The sequence below is a fragment of the Chitinophagales bacterium genome (assembly GCA_041392475.1).
GTDB lineage: Bacteria > Bacteroidota > Bacteroidia > Chitinophagales > UBA2359 > JAUHXA01.
This window is the reverse complement of record JAWKLZ010000002.1, coordinates 2,318,165-2,338,807: the sequence shown is the minus strand read 5'-3', so window position 1 is coordinate 2,338,807 and position 20,643 is coordinate 2,318,165. Positions and strand designations below refer to the sequence as shown.

Sequence of the window (20,643 nt, the reverse complement as noted above, 5' to 3'; positions counted from 1 at the left end):
AGGATATCTCGAAGGTATCCTATACCTAAAAAAACAAAACCCCAAAATATATGTCTTACGTACCTACTATTTTGATTGGTTTAGGCGGTTTAGGCTCCTACATCGTTGATACGATATACAGTTGGATTCCCGAAGAACGGCGGAAAAGAGTCGCTATTCACGCCTTTGATACCAATGTGAACGACCTTTCCAAGTTGAAGCACCTCACCAAAGAGCATGTCACTCAGACAAGTACCAACTGGACAGTAGCCGAATATTTGCGAATGGCGGATGATTCGGTCAAAGATTGGTTTCCCTTTGAGCAAAGCGAAGTCTTGCGGAAATCGCTCACCGATGGCGCAGGTCAAATCCGTGTCGTGTCCCGTTTGGCATATCGAGCTGCAATGGAAAGCGGCAAATTGAACAAATTGCACAGCAGCATCAACCACATTTTCAGCGAAACAGGTGGCGAAATGAGCAGCAGCGCAAGGGTGATGATTGTGTGTTCGATTGTAGGAGGAACAGGAGCAGGTATTTTCCAACAAACTGCCATGTATCTCCGAGACGTATTGGAGTACGATTTTCGCCGTAAAAATGTGTTGATTCGAGGGGCATTTATGTTGCCCGACACCTTGGTTTTGTCCAATGTGATTCGAGGTGATGAAGTCGACAACATTCGAGCCAATGCCTATGCGAGCATCAAAGAACTAAACGCCATCACCAAAAATGCCAGTTCGGGCATGGACAACATGACGAACATCGAACTCGAATACAAACCCAATCAAGTAGATTCGCAAGGGCGACTCGACCATGTGATTACCTCACGCAATCTGCCCTACAATTTCTGCTTCATGTTTGACTTCGAGAATACGGAGAAAAACAACCTCAAATTTTTCCCGAACTACATCAATCAAGTAGCCCGTTCGACCTATTTAGATTTGTTCAGTCCAATGAGCAACGACCGATTCTCCAAACAAGACAATCAAATCCTTTCGCTCATTGCCCAAAATGGCATGAGTCGCTACTGTGGAGCAGGTGTTTCTTCGTTGGTCTATCCTTATGAAGACATCATCAATTACACTGCGCTTCGATGGTCAACGGATAGTCTTTCAAACGATTGGTTGAAGATTGACGAACAATTTGAAGCCGATTTTAGACAATACGAAATTGACTTGAGAAACGGTATCCCAAGAGACAAACCCCAAATTGGCGACCGATACAGAGATATTTTGTTTCGTTTTGCGACCCAACAAAATCCACGTCCTTTCTTCAAATTGGCGTATCGTTCGGCACACACACTCGACAAACGAGGCGAAATCGGAACACCCAAAGCACAGTTGTTCATCGAAACCATCATGCGCCGCATTGAAGCGGTCATCAACGACGATGAAAAATTGAGCCAATTTGCAGCCGAATCGGGTTTGGACGAAAACCGATTGCAGAACAAAGACACGGCAAGAGATGAAGTTAACAATCGGGAAGAAGGATTGTATTACTACGAACAGACCATCCGAAAATTTATTCACAGTACCAAAAACTACTTGGTGAACGAAATCATCATGCAGGATGGCGACCATGAAAACATGTTGAGCGGTGATGAATACAAATTGAATACGTGGATACTGAAGCAACCCGAAGCCCTTCACCCTGTATCGGTTCGTTATGTGCTGTACCACATTGACAACTTATTGGAGCTGCAAATCAAGGAGATGTCTCCTGTCAATGAGAAGTTGGAGCAGGCGATTGACCACTACAAAAAAAGCTACGATCTCGACGAAACCGAAGACTATGTAGAATCCGCAGACGACCGCATGGACTTGGCAAACCGTCAAGGATTTTTTGGAAAATTGATGAACAATCAGTTCAAAGATTTTGTGAACGAATACATCGACAAATCCAACCGTCACTTCAACAATTTGACCCGCTTTCGCAAAGATAGACTGGTTGAATTGGTGTTTCGAGACCTTCAAAAAGCGGTCAAAGAGATGTCGGAAGATTGGGAGAAGTACTTCAAAAACCTTCGAGATGTTCGCAATAGCCTCAACAACGAACTGAACATCACCGTCAAAAAACACGACAATTCGAGTGACCCAACAATTCGATATGTGTTGAGTTCAGAAAAAAATAAGGAAAAATTGTGGGAAACCGTCCGAACGAATGTGGTCAGTGATGAACTGCCCAAAGAGATTTCGGAGCAGATTTACAAAGGTCAATACAGCCGATTTGTGAAACGCCGCAAAGGGGACTATCTCACCGAACAGCAAGCTGAAAAAGTAGAAGAAATGTTCCGCAGCGATGTATTGGCGTGGTGCAAAAAAGAAATGAAAAAAGAGGATGGTCTGAACCTCAACTGTGTACGTGCGCTTCGCAGAGAAGCACAATTTGACGGAGTGCCAGAAGACCAAGTAGAAGCCTACATCAAAGACAAAGTGCGTATTCTCAATAATTTGGCCCGTCCGTTTGTGCCTGCTTCCAACAATGCAACGGAGTTGAACGCTTGGGGTGTGCATCCAGATTGCATCAAAGAACTATCGGGAACGGCTCGCAATGAACTCTTTGACGGTACGGACTTGGTGGAGGACACCGCTTTTTCGGCTTATGAAATCACCCGAAACCGAACGCTTTATGGCTTGCGAATTGACGACTTGCCGAAGTTTTACAGCGGCGACAACACAGGTGGCGTTCCTGGAGAATACTACAAAGCCTACAATGCACGTATCCGTCAATTGACCAAAACGGGCAACACCGTCACGCCTCACCTCGACAAAAAGTGGCATTTGCCTGCCTATCTGCCCGAAATTTCGGATTACCGAGTACAAGAGGATATGACGAACATCAACCGTGCCTTGATTTGGGGAATTATGATGGGTTATCTGCAAAACATTGACGATTATGGCCGTTTGACTTGGTTGTTCAATGATGATTCGGGCAGCCGATTGATTCAAGAAGGCGAAACACCTGCTGATTTCTACGTTCATTCTTTGCATGAGGCATTGTTGCACAATCCGATTGTGGTGGACAAGGTAATTAGGCGGTTGGAAGAACAGATGGACAGCGATTTAAAGCTCAAACGGGATAAAATTGACGAACATTTGTTTCACGATAAATCCCAAAACATCTATTATTTTCCTGTGGATCGAAAAACGCCCATTAATATTTTCGACTTGCTTTTGCGTTATTCAGAAGGAAATCCTGGCGACCCAAGTTTGGTGCAAAAAGGTAACGAATTGCTCAAAATGTTGCTGCAAGGGATTGTGGACTACTATGTTCGAGCTTATGGCAGTCACCGCCGACACCTCGCACAGCAACAAGCTTACGCTTTCATTGACCAATTGATTGCCAATTCGCAATACTACCAAGAAGCGGATAAAATGGGTATTCAGTTTAAGGCTTGGGAGAATGTGGTGAAAGAGGTGAAGAAGGGGTGATTCTATTGTTGTATTGCTTTATTGTTGAATGGTTTGTGGAGTAATGCTTATAAAATTCAACTTCAAATACAAAGCTCAAATTCAAAAATAAAATTTTGAATTTGGGCTTTTTTTATTGGAAAAAATCATGAACCTTCAATGCTACTCGGTTTGAAAATTCAATGCAACATGGAAGTAAGCGATGTAAAAAAAGTAAATATTCAGTCTCTTTTTTAGTAAATGAGTTTTTAATGCGTAGTAGAAATATTTTTTGCACTATATTTGCCTCGCAAAGAATCAAATTAAAATTTTAGACATACTATGAAAAGGAATTGTATTGTGTTTTTTGTTTTGTGCTTGTTTGCTTTTACTTCAGTTTTTGGGCAAAGACAGATTATGGAAGGTGTGAATGTTTCTTGGGGGGATGTAAATAAAGGTTTTACTGAAGGTAAAAGTTTTATCGCAAAAGAAGGAAACAAGGTGTATCTATTGAATAAAGGTTATGCCTTTAAGGGAATAAATTTAGGAGTAGTGGGTGTGGGGCGTAATGAATCAGTCTATTATGTTGAAATCTATGACAAACAGGGAAATTTTCAAAGTTCTAAAGAAATTCAGAGTAAGGTAGGGAGAGCAGAAGTATTTGTTGAGAGTGTGCTAATTTTCAATGAACGGTTATTAATTTTTACTTCACAAACCCTTAAAGGTGAAAGTACACTCTATGTTCAAGAAATGGATAAAGAATCATTGGAGCTTATAGGAGAAAAAAGGGAGTTGATACGGACTGAACTACCTAGAGGATATTTCAAAAGCGGATATTTAAACATACTATCTCCCAATGAGAAAAAGATAGCCATTCTGAATATAAAACCATTTAAAGATAAAGATAAATCAGAAATGGATATTTTAGTATTTGACGAAAATATGGAAATAATTTGGAGTAAAACCTTAAATTATGAAGGACACAGTTCTGTATTAGATAATGATGGAAACCTGTATAGACTTGCTTATAGTGAAAACGATAGCAATCACTGGTCTGTCAGAAAATACTCATCAAAAGGAGAAAATATACAGAAATATGAGTTGGGAATGAAAAATTTCTCTGCATATAAAATTGCTGTTAAGTTGTCTGAGAGTAATGATATTATATGTGGAGGATTCTATGCAGAAAGAGAAGATGAAACTGTAGAAGGCAAAAAATCTAAAGTATTAGAACACAGCTTTATTGGAACTTTCCACACTATAATTGATAAAAATTTAGATTCTGAAATACCAATTCAAGTAAATTTTAACCCTTTTGATACTGACTTTCTTTCTAAATTTTCAACTAAAAAATCTGCAGATAAATCAGAAAGATTGGCATTTTACAAACTAAGGGAAATGATTGTTAAGGAAGATAATAGCATTTTTCTTGTAAGCGAACAATCTTATAATACTGTTCGAGATTTTACAAATCCTGACATGACTAAACAATCGGGTCTTCGAAGTGAAACCAATACCTATTATAGTGGCTCAATTATTCTTGCCAAAATTAATTCTGTCGGCAAAATGGAATGGGTGAAAAAACTAGATAAGTTTAAGAGTACTAGTCAAGCAGGTGGTCATGTAATGTACCATTATTTAGGGCATGTAAGTATGATTCAAGGCAACGAATTGTATTTTGTGTTTAATGACTATGATAAGAAAAAGGAAAAGAAAGTGAAAATTTTTAAGGTTTCTGAAAATGGAGAAGTAGAGAAAAGAACAATTCATACTCAGAAATCAAAAGAAGGAAAATATCCTCTATGGACTAATCTATTGGTAAAGGTTTCAGGTAATGAATACTGGATTCACACTCGTTGGATGAATAAGTCTAAGATAGGAGTTATTTCTTTTGACTAAAATAAGAACACACGGAATGACAGATTACATTTATTATCTTATTTATATTTTTTTTCTTAAAACCATTTTCAATGACAAAGGTTAAATTTTTCATCATTTTATTTTGGATATTTTGCATATCAACTTTAAATACCAATACTGCATCAGCTCAAGTATATTATAGTGTAGGAGCAGGTCTTGCTTTTAGTTTTAATGATGATTATCAGGACTTAGGTACATCTATAAGGGGAGAGTTTCATATTGCTCCTTCTACAACTATTGTTCCTAACTACGTTGCATTTCAATATTTGAAGATATTTAGTGCAGATTTACATATGAAATTGCATCCTGAGAGTCCCTTGTATTATCCACTTGTAGGGCTGAATGTAGCGTTTATTGAGAATCGAGACAGTGGAGAGGTCGAGACTAAATTAGGTGCCAATTTGGGATTGGGAGGTAGTTTAGCACTTTTTGAAATGCTTTCTATTTTCACTGAATATAGGTATATTTGGGGAGATAAAGCATATAAACAAGGAACTGGTAATGTAGGCTTATTGTTTCACATTAATTAGTCTGTAATAAGGTTTGGGAAGAAGGAAGTTATAGGCGAGAAGAGAGAAAGGACAAATTGTAAAAGGCTTGAAGGGAGATTCCTTCAAGCCTTTTTTTGTGAAAGTGGGGCACTTTAAAGTGCCCTTTCAAAACGTCTATGGAATTTCTCTGCTTACGCTCTGCAATGTTACTTTTCAATCATCAACTTCTCACTTCCAATCCATCCCCCTTCAACTCGCATTTCCACCAAATACATTCCACTCGTCAAACCTTCAATGGACAATTCAGGGTTTTCACGCTCCACCATTGAAGTCAAAACCAACTTTCCAAGAGGATTGTAAATCTGCACTTCAATGGAAGAATTGAAGGAAATCGTTTCTTTATTGAAGTCAAAATAAAGGTGGGAAGTAGCGGGGTTGGGATAAAAGGAGATGGGATTTTTTTCAAGAAAGGAATCTTCAATACCTACGCCAAAATCACCGTATCGCTGTGCATAAATGCCATAAGAATCTCCATCTTGCTCATTACTGTGCCACGCAACAACAAAATTCCCATCATTGTCCATGCCTACACTTGGCAAGACTTGATAACCATCGGTGTAGGTATTAACTTGGAAATTGCTGCCATTAGGACTGCCATCGCTGTTGTAGTGTTGAGCATAGACTTCATAATTATTTTCATCCCCATCACTCAACCATGCAATGACAAAATCGCCATCACTGTCCATACCCACACTTGGATAACCCTGATAGGAAGTAGTATAGTTATTCACTTGGAATTCATTACCATTAGGGCTGCCATCACTGTTGTAGCGCTGTGCATAGATGCCATAAGAATCCCCATCTTGCTCATAACTGTGCCATGCAATAACAAAATCGCCATCACTGTCCATGTCTATGCTGTGGAATATTTGAGTTTCAGTGGTGTAGGAATTAACTTGAAACTCGTCTCCATTGCGACTGCCGTCATTGTTGTAACGTTGAGCAAAGATACCCTGGCTATCTCCGTCCTGCTCATAGCTGAACCAAGAAATGACAAAATCTCCATCGTTGTCCATAGCCAATTTTGGAAATGATTGATTATCATTGGTGAAGGTATTGACTTGGAACTCGCCCCCATTTGGGCTTCCATCACTGTTGTAGCGCTGTGCATAGATGCCATCATAACTTCCGTCTTGATAATAACTACTCCACGAAATAACAAAATCGCCATCACTGTCCATTCCTACACTTGGAAAATTCTGGTAGTCCTCGGTGAAGGTATTGACTTGGAACTCGTCTCCATTTGGGCTTCCATCGCTGTTGTATCGCTGTGCATAGATCCCATAATCACTCCCGTCTTGGTATTCACTCTGCCATGCAATAACGAAATCGCCATCACTATCCATTGCCACACTTGGGTAATTTTGGTAGCCAGTCGTGTACGTATTGACCTGAAACTCGCTGCCATTGGGACTTCCATCTCTGTTGTATCGCTGTGCATAGATGCCATATTCACTTCCATCTTGATATTCGCTATGCCAGACAACGACAAAATCTCCATCACTGTCCATCGCTACACGTGGAATAGACTGATAGTCTTCAGTATAAGTATTGACTTGAAATTCGCTGCCATTGGGTACAGGAGTTTGGGCTTGTAGGTCTGCCCCAAGAAGAGTGAGCGAGAAGGTAGCAGCAATACCGAGGCTTTGGAGTTGGTGTTCAAAGCGGTGTAGGCGTTGCAACCAGACAGTTTGTTCTTTTTGAGAGTATGTATGCCATTTTCTTAGTCTCCATTTCTTTTGAAGTCGTTGGCAAAACTTTTGATAAGCACTCCATTTGCGCTTTTGTAAAATAGAAAAAATGGGTTTCTTGTTCATTATAAAATGAATTGATGATTAAAAAAGGGCTGATTTATTTTTGTAAGTTGTTCTTTTAGATAAAGATAGTGTTTTTTTTTAAACGAACAATTTATTTTTTTTACTCACTTATGGGCTACAGGCTCGACAACTCAAAAAACTTTACTTATCGCATTGTCAAATTAAGACGTGAGTATTGACGTAAATGAGTTAATTGACTATAAAAAAGATAAGTTTGGTCTCATTTACTTCTGCAAGTGGAAAGATTTCTAAGAATCAACTATTACTCTATACACACGCTTCCAATGAGATTAAAATTGGATTTTTATCATTTACATGATTGCCAATTCGCAATACTACCAAGAAGCCGATAAAATGGGTATTCAGTTTAAGGCTTGGGAGAATGTGGTGAAGGGGTAAAATTGAGAGGCGGGAAGTCAGAGGTGAGAAGCGAGAAAAGACAAATTGTAAAAAGGCTTGAAGGGAATTTCCTTCAAGCCTTTTTTTGTTTCTAAAATTCTCTAATTGTTCTTCCGTCGTACATTGCAGACGAAAAAAGTCATAAAAGATAAACATTGAACTAAAAAGCGATATATTGAAATAAGAACGAGGGCAAACCGATCTTCCTGTTATCCTTTGAGACCGTCTTGAACGATTGTCCCTCGTTCTTTATATCCAATAAAATCGGACAGTTCGGTAGGCACTAAGCCTGAGTTACGACGCAGATTTCTTCGGATATATCTCATTCATAATTAGCTCACTTTAATTTTATTTTTTATGCATTATCTATTAATTATCGGTATTGATGTAAGTTACAAACTTTTGGACATCGCTTACAAAAAAGCAAACCAATGGGTTGATTGTCAGATAGAAAACTCTATTGAAGCAATCATCAAATTTTTGATAACAAAGAAACTGCCTTTGTATTAGAACCTACGGGTACTTATAGTGATAAGTTAGTCAAAACCTTAGAAAAATTAAATTTTTCAATGAAATTGATTAACCCTCAAAAAAGTGGTGCTTTCATGAAGGTTTTGGGAATTACGACCAAAGACGATAAACAAGCAGCAAGAGCCTTAGCTATCATGGGTTCATCGCTTGAAATACCTGATTATCAGCCCTTTGATGAAAACATCAGAAAAAGAAAACAATTGCAAATGACACTCAACGCACTAGAAAAACAAGAAAGGCAACTGAAAAATCAAATGCATAGTGTAGAGCAATATCAAGACCCGCAAGATATTGTTTTAGAAGTCTTTAAAGATATGCTCAAATCAACGCAAGGTAATATAGAAAAAATAAAACAAGCATTAAATGACATGATTGATATCCAATTTGAAGACTTCAAAAAACTGGCTTGCTCCGTAGTTGGTATAGGAGAAAAGACTGCTCATTTACTCTATACTTATACCAATGGTTTTGAGACCTTTGACAATGCAAAGCAGCTTGTGAAATTCATCGGCACAGCCTTGACACATCAATCGGGCAGCTCTGTTTTTCACAAAGGACGAATAACAAAAGCAGATCCAGCACAAATTCGGTCTGTGTTGTATAATGCCACCAAATCAGCTGTCCAATACAATGAGGATTGTAAGGAACTCTTCCATCGGCTTAGAGCCAAGGGCAAGCCTCACAAAGTCGCCAGAGTAGCAGTGATTAACAAGTTACTCCGACAGACTTTTGCCGTTGTAAAATCAGGTGTCCCTTTTGACAGGCAATATCACTTGAAATTCAAAGAACAGTCAGAAAAAAGTGATTAAATCCAAAAATAATCCGATTTTTTCTTGCTTTTTAATACAGTTCGTTCTAGGCTTCTGCAATGAAAACCAAACCCAACCAAACCAATAAAAAATTGATTGCAGAAAATAAACGTACACAAGCCAAAAGTTTGGATTTGGAAAAAGAAGTGCCTGAATTTTTTGAACTAATGCATTTGGAAGAATGGTATATCTACAGTGGATACGAATGAGGCTTGGTTGAGTGTGGAGGAAGGGATTGCAGAATTGTTGTAGCTTACTTTTCGCTGCAATCCAATTTAATTTTAAATTTGCGTAGTTTTTTATCCAATACCTTCAATCGAAATTCAATTCCATGAGAACACTCCTTTTTCTATTGCTAAGTCTTGCTTTTTCTACCACAACTTTTGCACAAAAAGGCAAACCCAAAGCCAAAAAACAGCCTGTAAAAGTTGATACGCTGGTGACTGTCGATGCTGCAAATGCACAAATCAAACACCTAACGATTCTGAAAAATAATGTAAAATCCTCATCTGGTGATTTGGTGAATGGAAATAGGGAAAGTTTTTGGAAAAGCTACCACAAAAATGGCGCAATAGCCAGCTTATCGGAGTATCGAAAGGACGTATTGGTAGGTGTTTCGGTGGACTTCGATGAAAGGGGTATGAGAGAGAAACAGGTGAACCATCAGTTTGTGAATGACACGGTTATTGTGCAAGACGAACAAATTCCAGCTTTGCAGCACTATACTATTTATGACAAGGCAGGGCAATTATCGCAAACGGGTAGTATGTTGAACAAACAAAAAACGGGTGTTTGGCGAGAATTTAGTCCCAATGGGAGCGTTTCGCAAATGACTGCTTATCAAAATAATGAAAAAAATGGCGCAGACTATATTTTTGATGAAAAAGGAGGAATCAAAGAGGAGGCAAATTATGAGAAAGGCTTGCTTTCTGGCCAGAAAATTACCTATGTCCTTGTAGGAAAAGGAAAAAACCACACCTACCGACCCCTCATTGAAGAATCGTATAAGGCAGGAAAATTGGATGGTGAATTTACCCAATACCACAAAAACGGCAAAACCCAAGAAGTTTCTAATTACAGAAATGGAGTGAAACATGGTGCTTCAAAATGGTATTATGAAACAGGGAATATATTGAGTGATTTTGAATACAACAATGGAGCATTGGAAGGGAAATCAAATACTTACCACAATAATGGCAAGGTAAAAACAGCTTCAAATTATAAGAATAGCAAGCTGAATGGTAGCTACCAATCTTATTACCCCGATGGAAAATTGGAAAAAGAAGGAACTTATGACAATGGAGAGAAAGATGGAAAATGGGTTTACTACAATAAAGAGGAAAAAGTGGCTAAAACAGAATGGTATGAGAAAGGAGAATTGACGAAAACGAAGGAATAAAGTACGCAATGAATAAAAATTAATAGCAGAATCAAAAAGGAATAAACAGCTTTTAATCAATAAATTAGAAGCCTGAAATCGAAAAGTCAATTCTTGTCCATTGCTAAAAAATTATTTTTTATGTGAAATTCCATTAATTTTATAGCCAAAATCATTTCGCTTTACGGCAAAACTGTTCACAAAAAGGAAAAGAAATACATAGAGTGAGGGTTAAAAAACTGCCATCTATCGCAAGCCCTTACAAAAGATGTCTAAAAAACCCCCTACTCTATGCTTTCTTTCCACTAAACTAAAGAACTAAAAATGTAAAGAAAATTAGTAGAAACGGCACAGAGCACCTCGCATACGAAACAATGATAACTGCAAGCCCATACAGTCGCACCGTTCAATACGAAGCTTAACGCCCTGTGCCAGCTCTCTACTAAAAGAACTATTATGAAAAACAATTACAACTAAGCGCACAGCGCAAGTATCTTACTGTCAATCTAAAGCAAGCCCATTCTTCGTCATGACCTTGTAAGACACTATACAACTGTGCTAATTCTTATTTTTCTTAATTCTTCTTGGTTTTAGTACAATTGCTTTTCAAATGACGCTATTTATTTTATTGATTGTTAGATTTTTAGAAAAATCTTGGTGTAACATACCTTCTATCATCCGAACCGAAATCAAAACCCACACCTACTTCGTGCGAACCATTGTTGAAGTCTGCCAAATCGGACAAGGTCAAATCATACGAATACCCAATTCGCAAACCATTTTTCAGTTGAAACCCCAATAAAAAGTCCAGTGATTCGGCATCAAATTCTTCGCTAAATCGCACCGAACTTCCCACCCAAAAAGCATCCCTAAACATCAAGTTCACATTGAAGTCCATCTGTGTAGGAGCTTGAATAGGAACAGCTTTTATCAAAGTAGAAGGAATGATTTTGAAACTTTCGCTTGCTTCAATCACCACACCTGCCGTAAAAAAGTAGTGTCGGTATTGTTTGCCCACCAAACTAATGCTCGATTCTCCGCTTTTGAGGCGATTCGTTACCAATTGCGGCACAGAAACTCCCGCATAAAATGCTGGGGTATGATAGTACAAACCCACTCCAAAGTTGGGTAAAAACCGACTCAAATCATTTTGAAAAACAGGATCATCCGAGCCGGGAACTTCCGTTGGATTTGCTTGACTCAAATCTGCACTGAACAATGTACCACCTGCCTGCAATCCTATACCGAGTTTTCCGCTTCCTATTTTGAGGTGATACGCATAGGTTCCGAACACCCGCCAAGTATTGTGCAAACCGACTTTATCGTATTCCAAAAAACCACCTACTCCAATTTGGTCGCCATCACCCAATGCACCATTGCCGCTTAGTGTAATAGAAGTTGGTGCACCGTCTAGTCCTACCCATTGTGTGCGGTAAAAAGCCGATACATTTGCCTTTCCTGTACTACCCGCATACGCAGGATTGATTAACAGACTGTTGAACATATATTGGCTATATCGAGCATCTTGTTGTGCCATCATGTTTTCTCCCGCCAAAACAAAGAACAAAAACAGAACTAAGGGTATATAAAATTTGTAAAATTGATTCTTCATGTTTTTAGGTTGTCTAATTAGTGGTCATTTCATTTACATTAGCTTTGAATGGGCGTATTTTATCTTACGTCTTCTACCGACATACCTCAATAAATCCAGACCTCGGTTCTACTGCTACACCTTCTTCATCCTGTCCTGTCAAAATATAGAAATACGTGCCATCAGGTACATCCTCGCCATTCTTTTGCCAAGTACCGTCCCAAAATCCTTCATCATCGCTGTAATTTTGTCGTCTAAAAACTTCATCACCCCATCTATTGAAGATGACCAACTCATTTTCAGGGAAACAAACCCCAAGATTTGGAATAATGAGAAGATCATTGAATCCATCTTGATTTGGAGAAAAAGCATTGGGAATAAACAATTCACAACTTAAATCTACTTCTGTCACTACGACTACGACCGTAGCTGTATCGCACAATTCTGCTACACAAACCACATATTCAAAAGTGTCAGTTCCTGCAAAATCAGGCAGTGGCGTATAAGTCACCGAAGTATCTTTAATGCCATTACCATTCACGAGAACTATCCCATTTGAAGGATTCGAAGTAATCGATATCACAGTTGAATCTATTGGAAAATCGCCAAACAAATCATTGTCCAACACAAGAATCTCAATCGCTGTATCCATTTCGGTGGTGTCCACATCATCCACTGCAATAACACCTATCTCCTGCCCTATTCCAATGATAACCAACGCCGTGTCGGTCAGTCCATCAGGGTCAGTAATCACATAAACAAAGGTATCTATGCCTACAAAATCTGTATCAGGTGTGTAGGTCACTGTACCCTCAGGGTCAATAGTCGCCTCTCCATTTGAAGGATTTACTTCAATGGTGATTACCGCCAAAGAATCGCCATCTATATCAAAATCGTTGCCCAACACTGGAATGACAATCGGCGTATTTACGTCTGTATTTGTCAAATCATCCGTTGCAGTTGGCGCATCATTCACAGGTAAAACCGTGATGTTCACCGTAATTGTATCACAAATTCCCTCCGCTTCATTGCAGATGCCCAACAATAATTCATCGTTGCCATTGAAGTTTTCGGTAGGCGTATAGATAAAACAGGAATCACTTAGCGTCAAAGGATTGTTTATCAAAACCGTTCCATTTATAGGTAAAACAAAAACGGTCATGCTGTCTATCGGGAAATTGATATCAAAGAACTCTTCCACACAGATGCTCAAAGGTGTATCTTCATCCGTTGTATCTGCAATAATTGGGAAAGGCGGTTCTACAATGGTAATGATAACCAAAGCTGTATCGCATAAACCATCAGGATCACAAATCACATATTCTAAGGTATCCACTCCTTCAAAATCTTCGTTGGGCGTATAAACAATGCCCGTACCTTCCGAATTAATGCTTACAAAACCATTTGAAGGCTGCAAACTGAAAGTGATGATGGCCAATTCGTCGCCATCAGGATCACTATCATTGTCCAATATCGGAATATCAATCGGTGTATTGGGCGTTGTAGTCGCATTGTCATCTACTGCAATAGGTGCTTGGTTGTCATCTGCTTCTGTAATCGTCACTACTACCAAAGCCGTATCACACAATCCAAAAGAATCACAAATCACATATTCAAAACTATCTACTCCAATGAAATCAGTATTGGGGGTATAAACTATTGCTGAACTGTCAATATTGAAATTTGCTGTACCATTTTGAGGCAATACTGATATAGTCGTCAAAACAATTTCATCACCATTGGGGTCGCTATCATTGTCCAATACATCAATCGCCAAACCCGTATTTGCTTCAATATTTTCTGCATCATCCACTGCAATGGGCGGTTGATTTTCATCTGAACCCAGCACGGTCACAATTACCAAAGCCGTATCGCACAAACTTGCTGGATCACAAATCACATATTCAAAACTATCCATCCCAACAAAACCATTGTTTGGCGTATAATTCACCGAGCTATTGCCAACGATGGTCACTGTTCCGTTTGAAGGATTACTGCTAATCGCAGTAACGATTATATTATCTCCATCAGGATCGCTATCGTTTGTCAAAACTCCAATTCCAATCAACTCATTTATTTGCGTAATTACATTGTCATCTACTGCAATAGGAGCTTGATTGCCATCTGCATTTACTACAACTACCACCAAACCTACATCACACAAACCAAATGGATCACACACCGTATATTCAAAACTATCTGTTCCGATAAAGTCTGTATTGGGTGTATAAACAACTGTTCCATTGTTAATGGTCACTGTTCCATTGGAAGGATTGCTGCTGATAGTCGAGAGGGTCAAATCGTCGCCATCCGGATCCACATCATTTGCCACAACATCAATGCTTACAGGCGAATTAACACCTGTGGTAGCATTGTCATCTATTGCGATTGGGGGCTGATTTCCGCCTGGGTTGATGACTGTCACCACTACTTGAGCTGTATCACAAAAACCCAACGGATCACAAACCACATACTCAAAAGTGTCTGTTCCAACAAAATTATTATTTGGTGTATAATTGATTGAACTACTGTTAAATCCAACAATTTGTACTGTTCCATTTGAAGGATTGCTACTGATGGAAGTGATGGTCAAATTATCGCCATCCGGGTCGCTATCATTTCCGAGTACTCCAATGCCAATCAATTGATTGATTTGGGTCACAATGGCATCATCCACTGCAATAGGTGGTTGATTGTCACCCGCATCTATCACCGTCACTGTCACCACTGCTACATCGCACAAACCCAATGGATCACAAACCGTATATTCAAAGTTATCTATTCCTATAAAGTCTGTATTGGGTATATAAACGACTGTACCATTGTCAATTGTCACCGTTCCATTGGAAGGGTTCGCACTAATCGTAGTGATGGTCAACGGATCACCATTAGGGTCGCTATCGTTTGCCAAAATAGGAATTCCGATAGGTGTATTCACTGCCGCTGTTGCATTGTCATCCACTGCAATAGGAGGCTGGTTTTCGCTTACACCCGTCACAGTAACTGTCACCAATGCTGTATCACAAGCTCCTTCTGTGTCACACACCACATATTCAAAACTATCTGTCCCTGTGAATCCAGTATTTGGACTGTAATTCACCACATCTCCGTCAATCGTTACCGTTCCATTTGAAGGAATGACACTAATTGTACTAATGGTCAAATCTCCCCCTTCAGGATCGCTATCGTTTGCCAATACTTCAATAGTGATTGGCGCATTGGATGGTGTAGTAGCGTTGTCATCAATTGCAGTAGGAGGCAAATTTCCACCTACATTAATCACTGTCACTTTTACCAAGGCAGTATCACATAAACCCAAAGGGTCGCAAATCACATATTCAAAACTATCTACTCCAACAAAATTGAAGTTCGGTGTATAATTGATGGAACTATTGTTAAATCCCACAATCACTGCGGTTCCGTTTGAAGGATTGCTGCTGATGGCAGTAATGGTCAAATTGTCGCCATCTGGGTCGCTATCATTTCCAAGCACACCAATTCCAATCAATTGATTCAATTGTGTTACAATGTTATCATCTACTGCAATAGGTGGCTGATTATTCCCCATTCCTCCAATTGTAATCGTCACAATTGCAGTATCACAAAGTGACTGCGAACAATCATTGCAGGCTAAGTAAGTCAGTATTTCTTGTCCCGATGCGCCTTCATTGGGGGTATAGCTCAAATCGCCGTTGCTTTGAAGCGAAACAGAACCCATTTGAGCATCCCCTATTAATGTAGCAGATAGGGTATAGTCACACGTTTGTGCATCGTTTTCTAAAACATTCAAATTCAATGGCTGTCCGACCATTGCGGCACCTGCATCGTCATTGGCATTGGGAGCAGGGCATTTTACTTCAATGGTTACTAATATCGTATCGCACTCGCCCAAGGCATTGCAGCCAAAAACCTCTACTTCGTCCACTCCTGTAAATCCACTTGGAGGGATATAACCGAAACAACTTGTACTGTTGATATTTAATGTAGCTTCAAAAACACTGCTCAATCCAGTAATCATGGCATCACTTACATTGCAAAATTCAACACAAACTTCAGTAGCGGTCGTTGTATTATCGCATACGCTTGCGGAAGAGGTACAATCTTGTATGCCATCACCAATCACTTCAATGGTGACGGTTGCATTATCGCAATTGCCGTTTACATCGCAGATAGTGTAGATAAAGGAATCCAGTCCCACAAAATTAGGGGCAGGAGTATATTGCAGGAAGTTATCTACTTGGTTTACAGCTCCGTTTATACCTTGTCCAAAGCTTTGCAAACTAAAATTATCTCCTTGTGGATCAAAATCATTGCCAAGCACATTGATTACAATAAAAGTATTTTTTATAGCGAGAGCAAAGTCGTCTTGTGCTACAATGTTGTTTCCTGCGTCACTGCAGGAAGTAGCTATTGTGATATTAATGGTTGTTTGAGCACAATTTCCTTCATCATTGCAAGCAAGGATTGTTACGACATCATTTCCCAGAAAACCTGAAGGTGGAATGTATTTATAACACCCAATTTCGGTAGGTGAGCCTACCAGTTCTCCGCCAATTTCGCTAACTATTTCTATTACATTCAAAGAACTACCTTCTACTTCACAATATTCTGGGCATAACACCATAGGAGTATTTGCTTCTACACATTCCATCATTTCCAATTCACACTCAATAGGTGTTTCCCCAACTGTAACATACACCGTTGCAGAAGAAATTTGATTGCTGATGTCTGTAATGGTGTAGGTAAAACTGTCTATTCCAATAAATCCTGCATCAGGCACATAAATCACTATGTTGTTTACCAAAGTAATAATGCCGTTAGGAGGATCTTCTACATTGACGACTTCTAAAGGTGCTTGTCCATTGTCATTCGCCAGCACTTCAATAATAACAGGCATTGATTGTGTTGTTGTGACTTCATCATCTACTGCCAAAGGCCCTCCAGGACAAGGTACGCTTATAGCAATCTTTCCTACAACACAGCGAGGAGGGTTTGCATCATCACATACTGTCACCGAAATCGTGTCAATGCCTTGGTATCCTGGCAAAGGGTTATACCTGAAACAATCTTTATTAAGTATGGTAAATGTTGCGCCTGTTTGGGTAGAACCTTCTGTAATGGTCGTTTCGTCTCCTTCTGGTTCAAATATTTCGAGACATATAGTCACAGGGGTCTGAGGGGCTGTGCAGGCATTTTTCGTAATAATTACGGGGGGCTTATTACTAGTAGAGAAGGTTGTTAACATCCCAAAATCTGCCGTCAAAAATTGTTCGTTTTCTGTAAGTGTAACGGTATAACTATTGGGAGTCGTCAATGGTGCAACGAGCATACTTTCTATCACTGCAACAGTGTAAGTACCTGCGGCTAAGTTTTTGAAAGAATAATATCCATCGTGGTTACTTTGGGTGGTAGAAATAAGGTTGCCTGCATTGTCAAACAGTTCAACTCCAATATCCCCAATACCTCCTTCTCCAGCTTCTAATAAACCGTCGTTGTTGGCATCTGCCCAAATCCAGTCGCCAATGGTTGCGCCCAATAGATTTGTACTATCACATAAGAAAAAGAACAATAAAAAACATACGAATACGGGTATATAGTTGGTAAAGCTTGATTTCATGGTTCTGGCTTGCTTTTTAGATAATATTACATACTTCTTTGTTTTGAATTTGAAATAAGCGGAAAGAACAGAAATACTACATAGACAGACAAATCAACACTATTGATGTAGAAAGTCTATATAATGATCTCAATGATAATTGAATGAAACTAATGTTGCGTGGACTTCGTATTCGTATATGGGTGGGCTTGCTCTGTGGATAAATTTGAATACACTTCACTCATGCTATAATCACGCCTAAATTGGTTATTCGTCAAGAACTTGCCTATATGTCACACTCTTCCTACTTTCTTATTGCTTGACAAACAACCCAAAATCTTTATTATTTTTATAAGTAAAACAGTTCTATTTTTTATTTGATATTTGGCATAGTTATTGATTATTTTACTTTCAAATGACAATACGACTTATTGCAGTATATGATTAGCAAATCATAAAAAATGATGAAAAAGTATATTTGCTAATTATTGTACAGACAAATCTTTATTGGTTTGATTTGGCAAATTTAAATAATTGTCACGGAAATGTAAAATAATTTTGATAAATAATGTTACATTTACACTGTGACTTGACTAGAAAGTATAATTGTTAACCATAGTAAGCAATGAAAATGAATGGTTTAAGTAAGTACTATATTAAAAAGATTATTAATTGTTTTGCAGACGAAATGACGGCTACTGCTACTTCACGTAAGTTGAAGATCAATCGAAATACGGTAAACAAGTATTTCAAGAAAATCAGATTGGCCGTTGCAGATTATCAAGAACTACGTGGTAGTAATGTTGTTCTGAATGCAACGCATACAAATGCCGCTTATTTTAGCTGGTATAAAAGCAAGGGCATCTGTTTTGAATCAGAAGATAACTCTGCTTATCAACTCATTGAACGAGAAGATAAAGTGTTTGTTAATCCCAATATGGCAGAAATACTAGCTGCCACCAAAGAGGTTGTAATAGCTGAAGGTGAGGACGACATAGAAAATGGTCACGCACTTTCACAGGAAGAAAGGGATGAGATAGAAAAAACGCTTTCCGAAACAGCCAAAGATTTTCACCACTACGCCAAGGAAAAATTAGCTAAATTTTATGGGGTAAAATCAGACCACATTTATCTATATTTGAAGGAATTAGAATTTCGCTTCAACAACCAAGATAAAGATACCTCGAAAATCATTTGGAAGATTTTGCCGCATCACAGTAGATAATAAAGTTTCAGATTCATGATACAAAGCCTACTCAAAGGATAGGCATTGTACTTTGAAGAGTTATAAATATTGTTCATAAAAAAAAGCAGTGGAATATTCCACTGCTTTTTTTGTTTTTAGATGGGTGTTCATCCAATCGCCCACCTACTAATCACTATACTTAGGTTTTCTGTTTCTTCTTCCTAGCAGCAGGAAACAATACATTGTTCAAAATCAACCGATAACCTGGCGAACTTGGGTGTAGGTTGAGGTCTGTTGCAGGTTCGCCCACATAATGTTGGTAATCTTCGGGATCGTGACCACCATAAAATGTCCAAAATCCTTTGCCATATTCATGGTGTATGTATCGCGCTTCTGAAGCCGCTTTGTTTTCTCCCATCACCAATACTTCTGGCTTCACATATTGTTTTCTAAATGCTGTTGTCTGCCCCATAAATCCTTTGACCGTTCGGGTATGGTTTTGGGTAAGCATCGTTGGAATAGGATCCCACTTTGCCGAAAACTCAAACAGGGTGAAGTAGTCCAAATTTTTCGGCACAAGAGCTTGGCGTGTTTGTGTCGCATCAATGCTTGAAAATTCGTATTGCGTTGGATTTCGATTGAGGATGAAATTGTGGAAAGCAAAGGCTTTGTCAAAATCCAATTTATCCTGAGCATTGGGGTCTGGGCCATCTCCGTCAAACATTCTGTCACAAATATCTACCCCTTCGGCACAAAGAGCGATGTCGTAAGTATCGGTAGCCGAACACATGGCAAACATAAAACCACCGCCTAACACATATTCTTTGATTTTTTTGACCACCGCCAATTTCATTTGAGACACTTTCTCAAAACCCAGTGACTTCGCTTTGCTTTCTTCATATCGAACCTGTTCGATGTACCAACTTTGACTGCGATAGGCAGAATAGAATTTGCCGTATTGCCCTGTAAAATCTTCGTGGTGCAAGTGAAGCCAATCGTATTCTGACAGTTTTTCGTCCAAAACCTCTTCATCATACACCACATCAAAAGGAATTTCGGCATATTCCAACACCAAAGTTACGGCATCGTCCCACGGCAAATCGGGGTGATGCGGTTTGTCTTTGGGTGAATAGACTGCAATCTTTGGTGCTTTTTCGAGTTTCACAATGTCCATATTCACATCGGGTTGGCTAATTTCCTGCAAAATCAAGGTATATTTCGCATCAGGTACAACCTCATAACTCACGCCACGAATTTTACATTCTCCTTCAATCAAGGGATTGTATTCTAACGCAAAACTACCTCCTCGGTAGTTCAAAAGCCAATCCACATCTACCCCATTGTCCAATGCCCAATAAGCAATACCATAGGCTTTCAAATGTTCTTTTTGTTTTTCGTCCATGTGCAATAGCAAGTAGGCCGCTTGCGTTTGAAGACTAAAAAATACGAGTACAAAAAGAGCTACAAATTTCTTCATGCTTTATCAATTTATCTTTTTAT

At 39.0% G+C, this 20,643-nt stretch carries 12 protein-coding genes; 8 read left to right on the top strand and 4 right to left on the bottom strand.

Translation table 11 applies throughout. The features are described from left to right. Window positions 1-50 precede the first annotated feature (50 nt). The 3 genes from R3E32_22695 to R3E32_22685 all read left to right on the top strand — a co-directional run bounded on the left by R3E32_22695 (window position 51) and on the right by R3E32_22685 (window position 5,815). Window positions 51-3,407 (top strand): tubulin-like doman-containing protein, encoded by a 3,357-nt coding sequence (locus R3E32_22695; GenBank protein ID MEZ4887559.1) that lies wholly within the window; start codon window positions 51-53, stop codon window positions 3,405-3,407. 300 nt (window positions 3,408-3,707) lie between these two features. Further along, on the top strand, window positions 3,708-5,264 hold the full coding sequence (locus R3E32_22690; protein MEZ4887558.1) for a hypothetical protein: 1,557 nt from the start codon (window positions 3,708-3,710) through the stop codon (window positions 5,262-5,264). Between the two features lie 71 nt (window positions 5,265-5,335). Further along, the gene (locus tag R3E32_22685; GenBank protein MEZ4887557.1) at window positions 5,336-5,815 is read left to right on the top strand and encodes a hypothetical protein; all 480 of its coding nucleotides are present in this window, start codon (window positions 5,336-5,338) and stop codon (window positions 5,813-5,815) included. A gap of 167 nt (window positions 5,816-5,982) precedes the next feature. Here the strand turns inward: R3E32_22685 and R3E32_22680 are convergent, their stop codons facing one another. Continuing rightward, complete coding sequence (locus R3E32_22680) at window positions 5,983-7,653, bottom strand: T9SS type A sorting domain-containing protein (GenBank protein ID MEZ4887556.1); 1,671 nt, start codon at window positions 7,651-7,653, stop codon at window positions 5,983-5,985. Between the two features lie 756 nt (window positions 7,654-8,409). Between R3E32_22680 and R3E32_22675 the strand changes: the two genes are divergently transcribed. The 4 genes from R3E32_22675 to R3E32_22660 all read left to right on the top strand — a co-directional run bounded on the left by R3E32_22675 (window position 8,410) and on the right by R3E32_22660 (window position 10,791). Beyond that, window positions 8,410-8,562 carry a hypothetical protein gene (locus R3E32_22675; GenBank protein MEZ4887555.1) on the top strand — a complete coding sequence of 51 codons (153 nt, stop codon included), beginning with the start codon at window positions 8,410-8,412 and terminating at the stop codon, window positions 8,560-8,562. After that, entirely contained in the window at window positions 8,529-9,392 is an 864-nt protein-coding gene (locus tag R3E32_22670) for a transposase (protein ID MEZ4887554.1), read from the top strand. The genes R3E32_22675 and R3E32_22670 overlap by 34 nt, the downstream gene beginning before the upstream one ends. Window positions 9,393-9,451: 59 nt before the next feature. Continuing rightward, window positions 9,452-9,601 (top strand): hypothetical protein, encoded by a 150-nt coding sequence (locus R3E32_22665; GenBank protein MEZ4887553.1) that lies wholly within the window; start codon window positions 9,452-9,454, stop codon window positions 9,599-9,601. Window positions 9,602-9,723: 122 nt separating this feature from the next. Further along, window positions 9,724-10,791 (top strand): hypothetical protein, encoded by a 1,068-nt coding sequence (locus tag R3E32_22660; protein ID MEZ4887552.1) that lies wholly within the window; start codon window positions 9,724-9,726, stop codon window positions 10,789-10,791. A gap of 622 nt (window positions 10,792-11,413) precedes the next feature. Here the strand turns inward: R3E32_22660 and R3E32_22655 are convergent. Continuing rightward, a complete protein-coding gene (locus R3E32_22655) occupies window positions 11,414-12,382 on the bottom strand; it encodes a type IX secretion system membrane protein PorP/SprF (protein ID MEZ4887551.1) in 969 nt (322 codons plus the stop codon). 73 nt (window positions 12,383-12,455) lie between these two features. After that, window positions 12,456-17,978, bottom strand: a complete 5,523-nt coding sequence (locus R3E32_22650) for an Ig-like domain-containing protein (protein MEZ4887550.1) — start codon at window positions 17,976-17,978, stop codon at window positions 12,456-12,458. A 604-nt stretch (window positions 17,979-18,582) separates the two neighbouring features. Between R3E32_22650 and R3E32_22645 the strand changes: the two genes are divergently transcribed. Then, window positions 18,583-19,182, top strand: coding sequence for a hypothetical protein (locus R3E32_22645; protein MEZ4887549.1), 600 nt, complete (start codon window positions 18,583-18,585; stop codon window positions 19,180-19,182). Window positions 19,183-19,342: 160 nt separating this feature from the next. Here R3E32_22645 and R3E32_22640 read toward each other — a convergent pair whose 3' ends face one another. Beyond that, on the bottom strand, window positions 19,343-20,620 hold the full coding sequence (locus R3E32_22640; GenBank protein ID MEZ4887548.1) for a hypothetical protein: 1,278 nt from the start codon (window positions 20,618-20,620) through the stop codon (window positions 19,343-19,345). Window positions 20,621-20,643 lie beyond the last annotated feature (23 nt).

Bases quoted from the DNA above. Each gene is read 5' to 3' on its own strand.
- R3E32_22650 (MEZ4887550.1), bottom strand. From the start codon at position 17,978: ATGAAATCAAGCTTTACCAACTATATACCCGTATTCGTATGTTTTTTA.
- R3E32_22680 (MEZ4887556.1), bottom strand. From the start codon at position 7,653: ATGAACAAGAAACCCATTTTTTCTATTTTACAAAAGCGCAAATGGAGT.
- R3E32_22690 (MEZ4887558.1), top strand. From the start codon at position 3,708: ATGAAAAGGAATTGTATTGTGTTTTTTGTTTTGTGCTTGTTTGCTTTT.
- R3E32_22695 (MEZ4887559.1), top strand. From the start codon at position 51: ATGTCTTACGTACCTACTATTTTGATTGGTTTAGGCGGTTTAGGCTCC.
- R3E32_22675 (MEZ4887555.1), top strand. From the start codon at position 8,410: ATGCATTATCTATTAATTATCGGTATTGATGTAAGTTACAAACTTTTG.
- R3E32_22665 (MEZ4887553.1), top strand. From the start codon at position 9,452: ATGAAAACCAAACCCAACCAAACCAATAAAAAATTGATTGCAGAAAAT.
- R3E32_22640 (MEZ4887548.1), bottom strand. From the start codon at position 20,620: ATGAAGAAATTTGTAGCTCTTTTTGTACTCGTATTTTTTAGTCTTCAA.
- R3E32_22660 (MEZ4887552.1), top strand. From the start codon at position 9,724: ATGAGAACACTCCTTTTTCTATTGCTAAGTCTTGCTTTTTCTACCACA.
- R3E32_22655 (MEZ4887551.1), bottom strand. From the start codon at position 12,382: ATGAAGAATCAATTTTACAAATTTTATATACCCTTAGTTCTGTTTTTG.
- R3E32_22685 (MEZ4887557.1), top strand. From the start codon at position 5,336: ATGACAAAGGTTAAATTTTTCATCATTTTATTTTGGATATTTTGCATA.
- R3E32_22645 (MEZ4887549.1), top strand. From the start codon at position 18,583: ATGAAAATGAATGGTTTAAGTAAGTACTATATTAAAAAGATTATTAAT.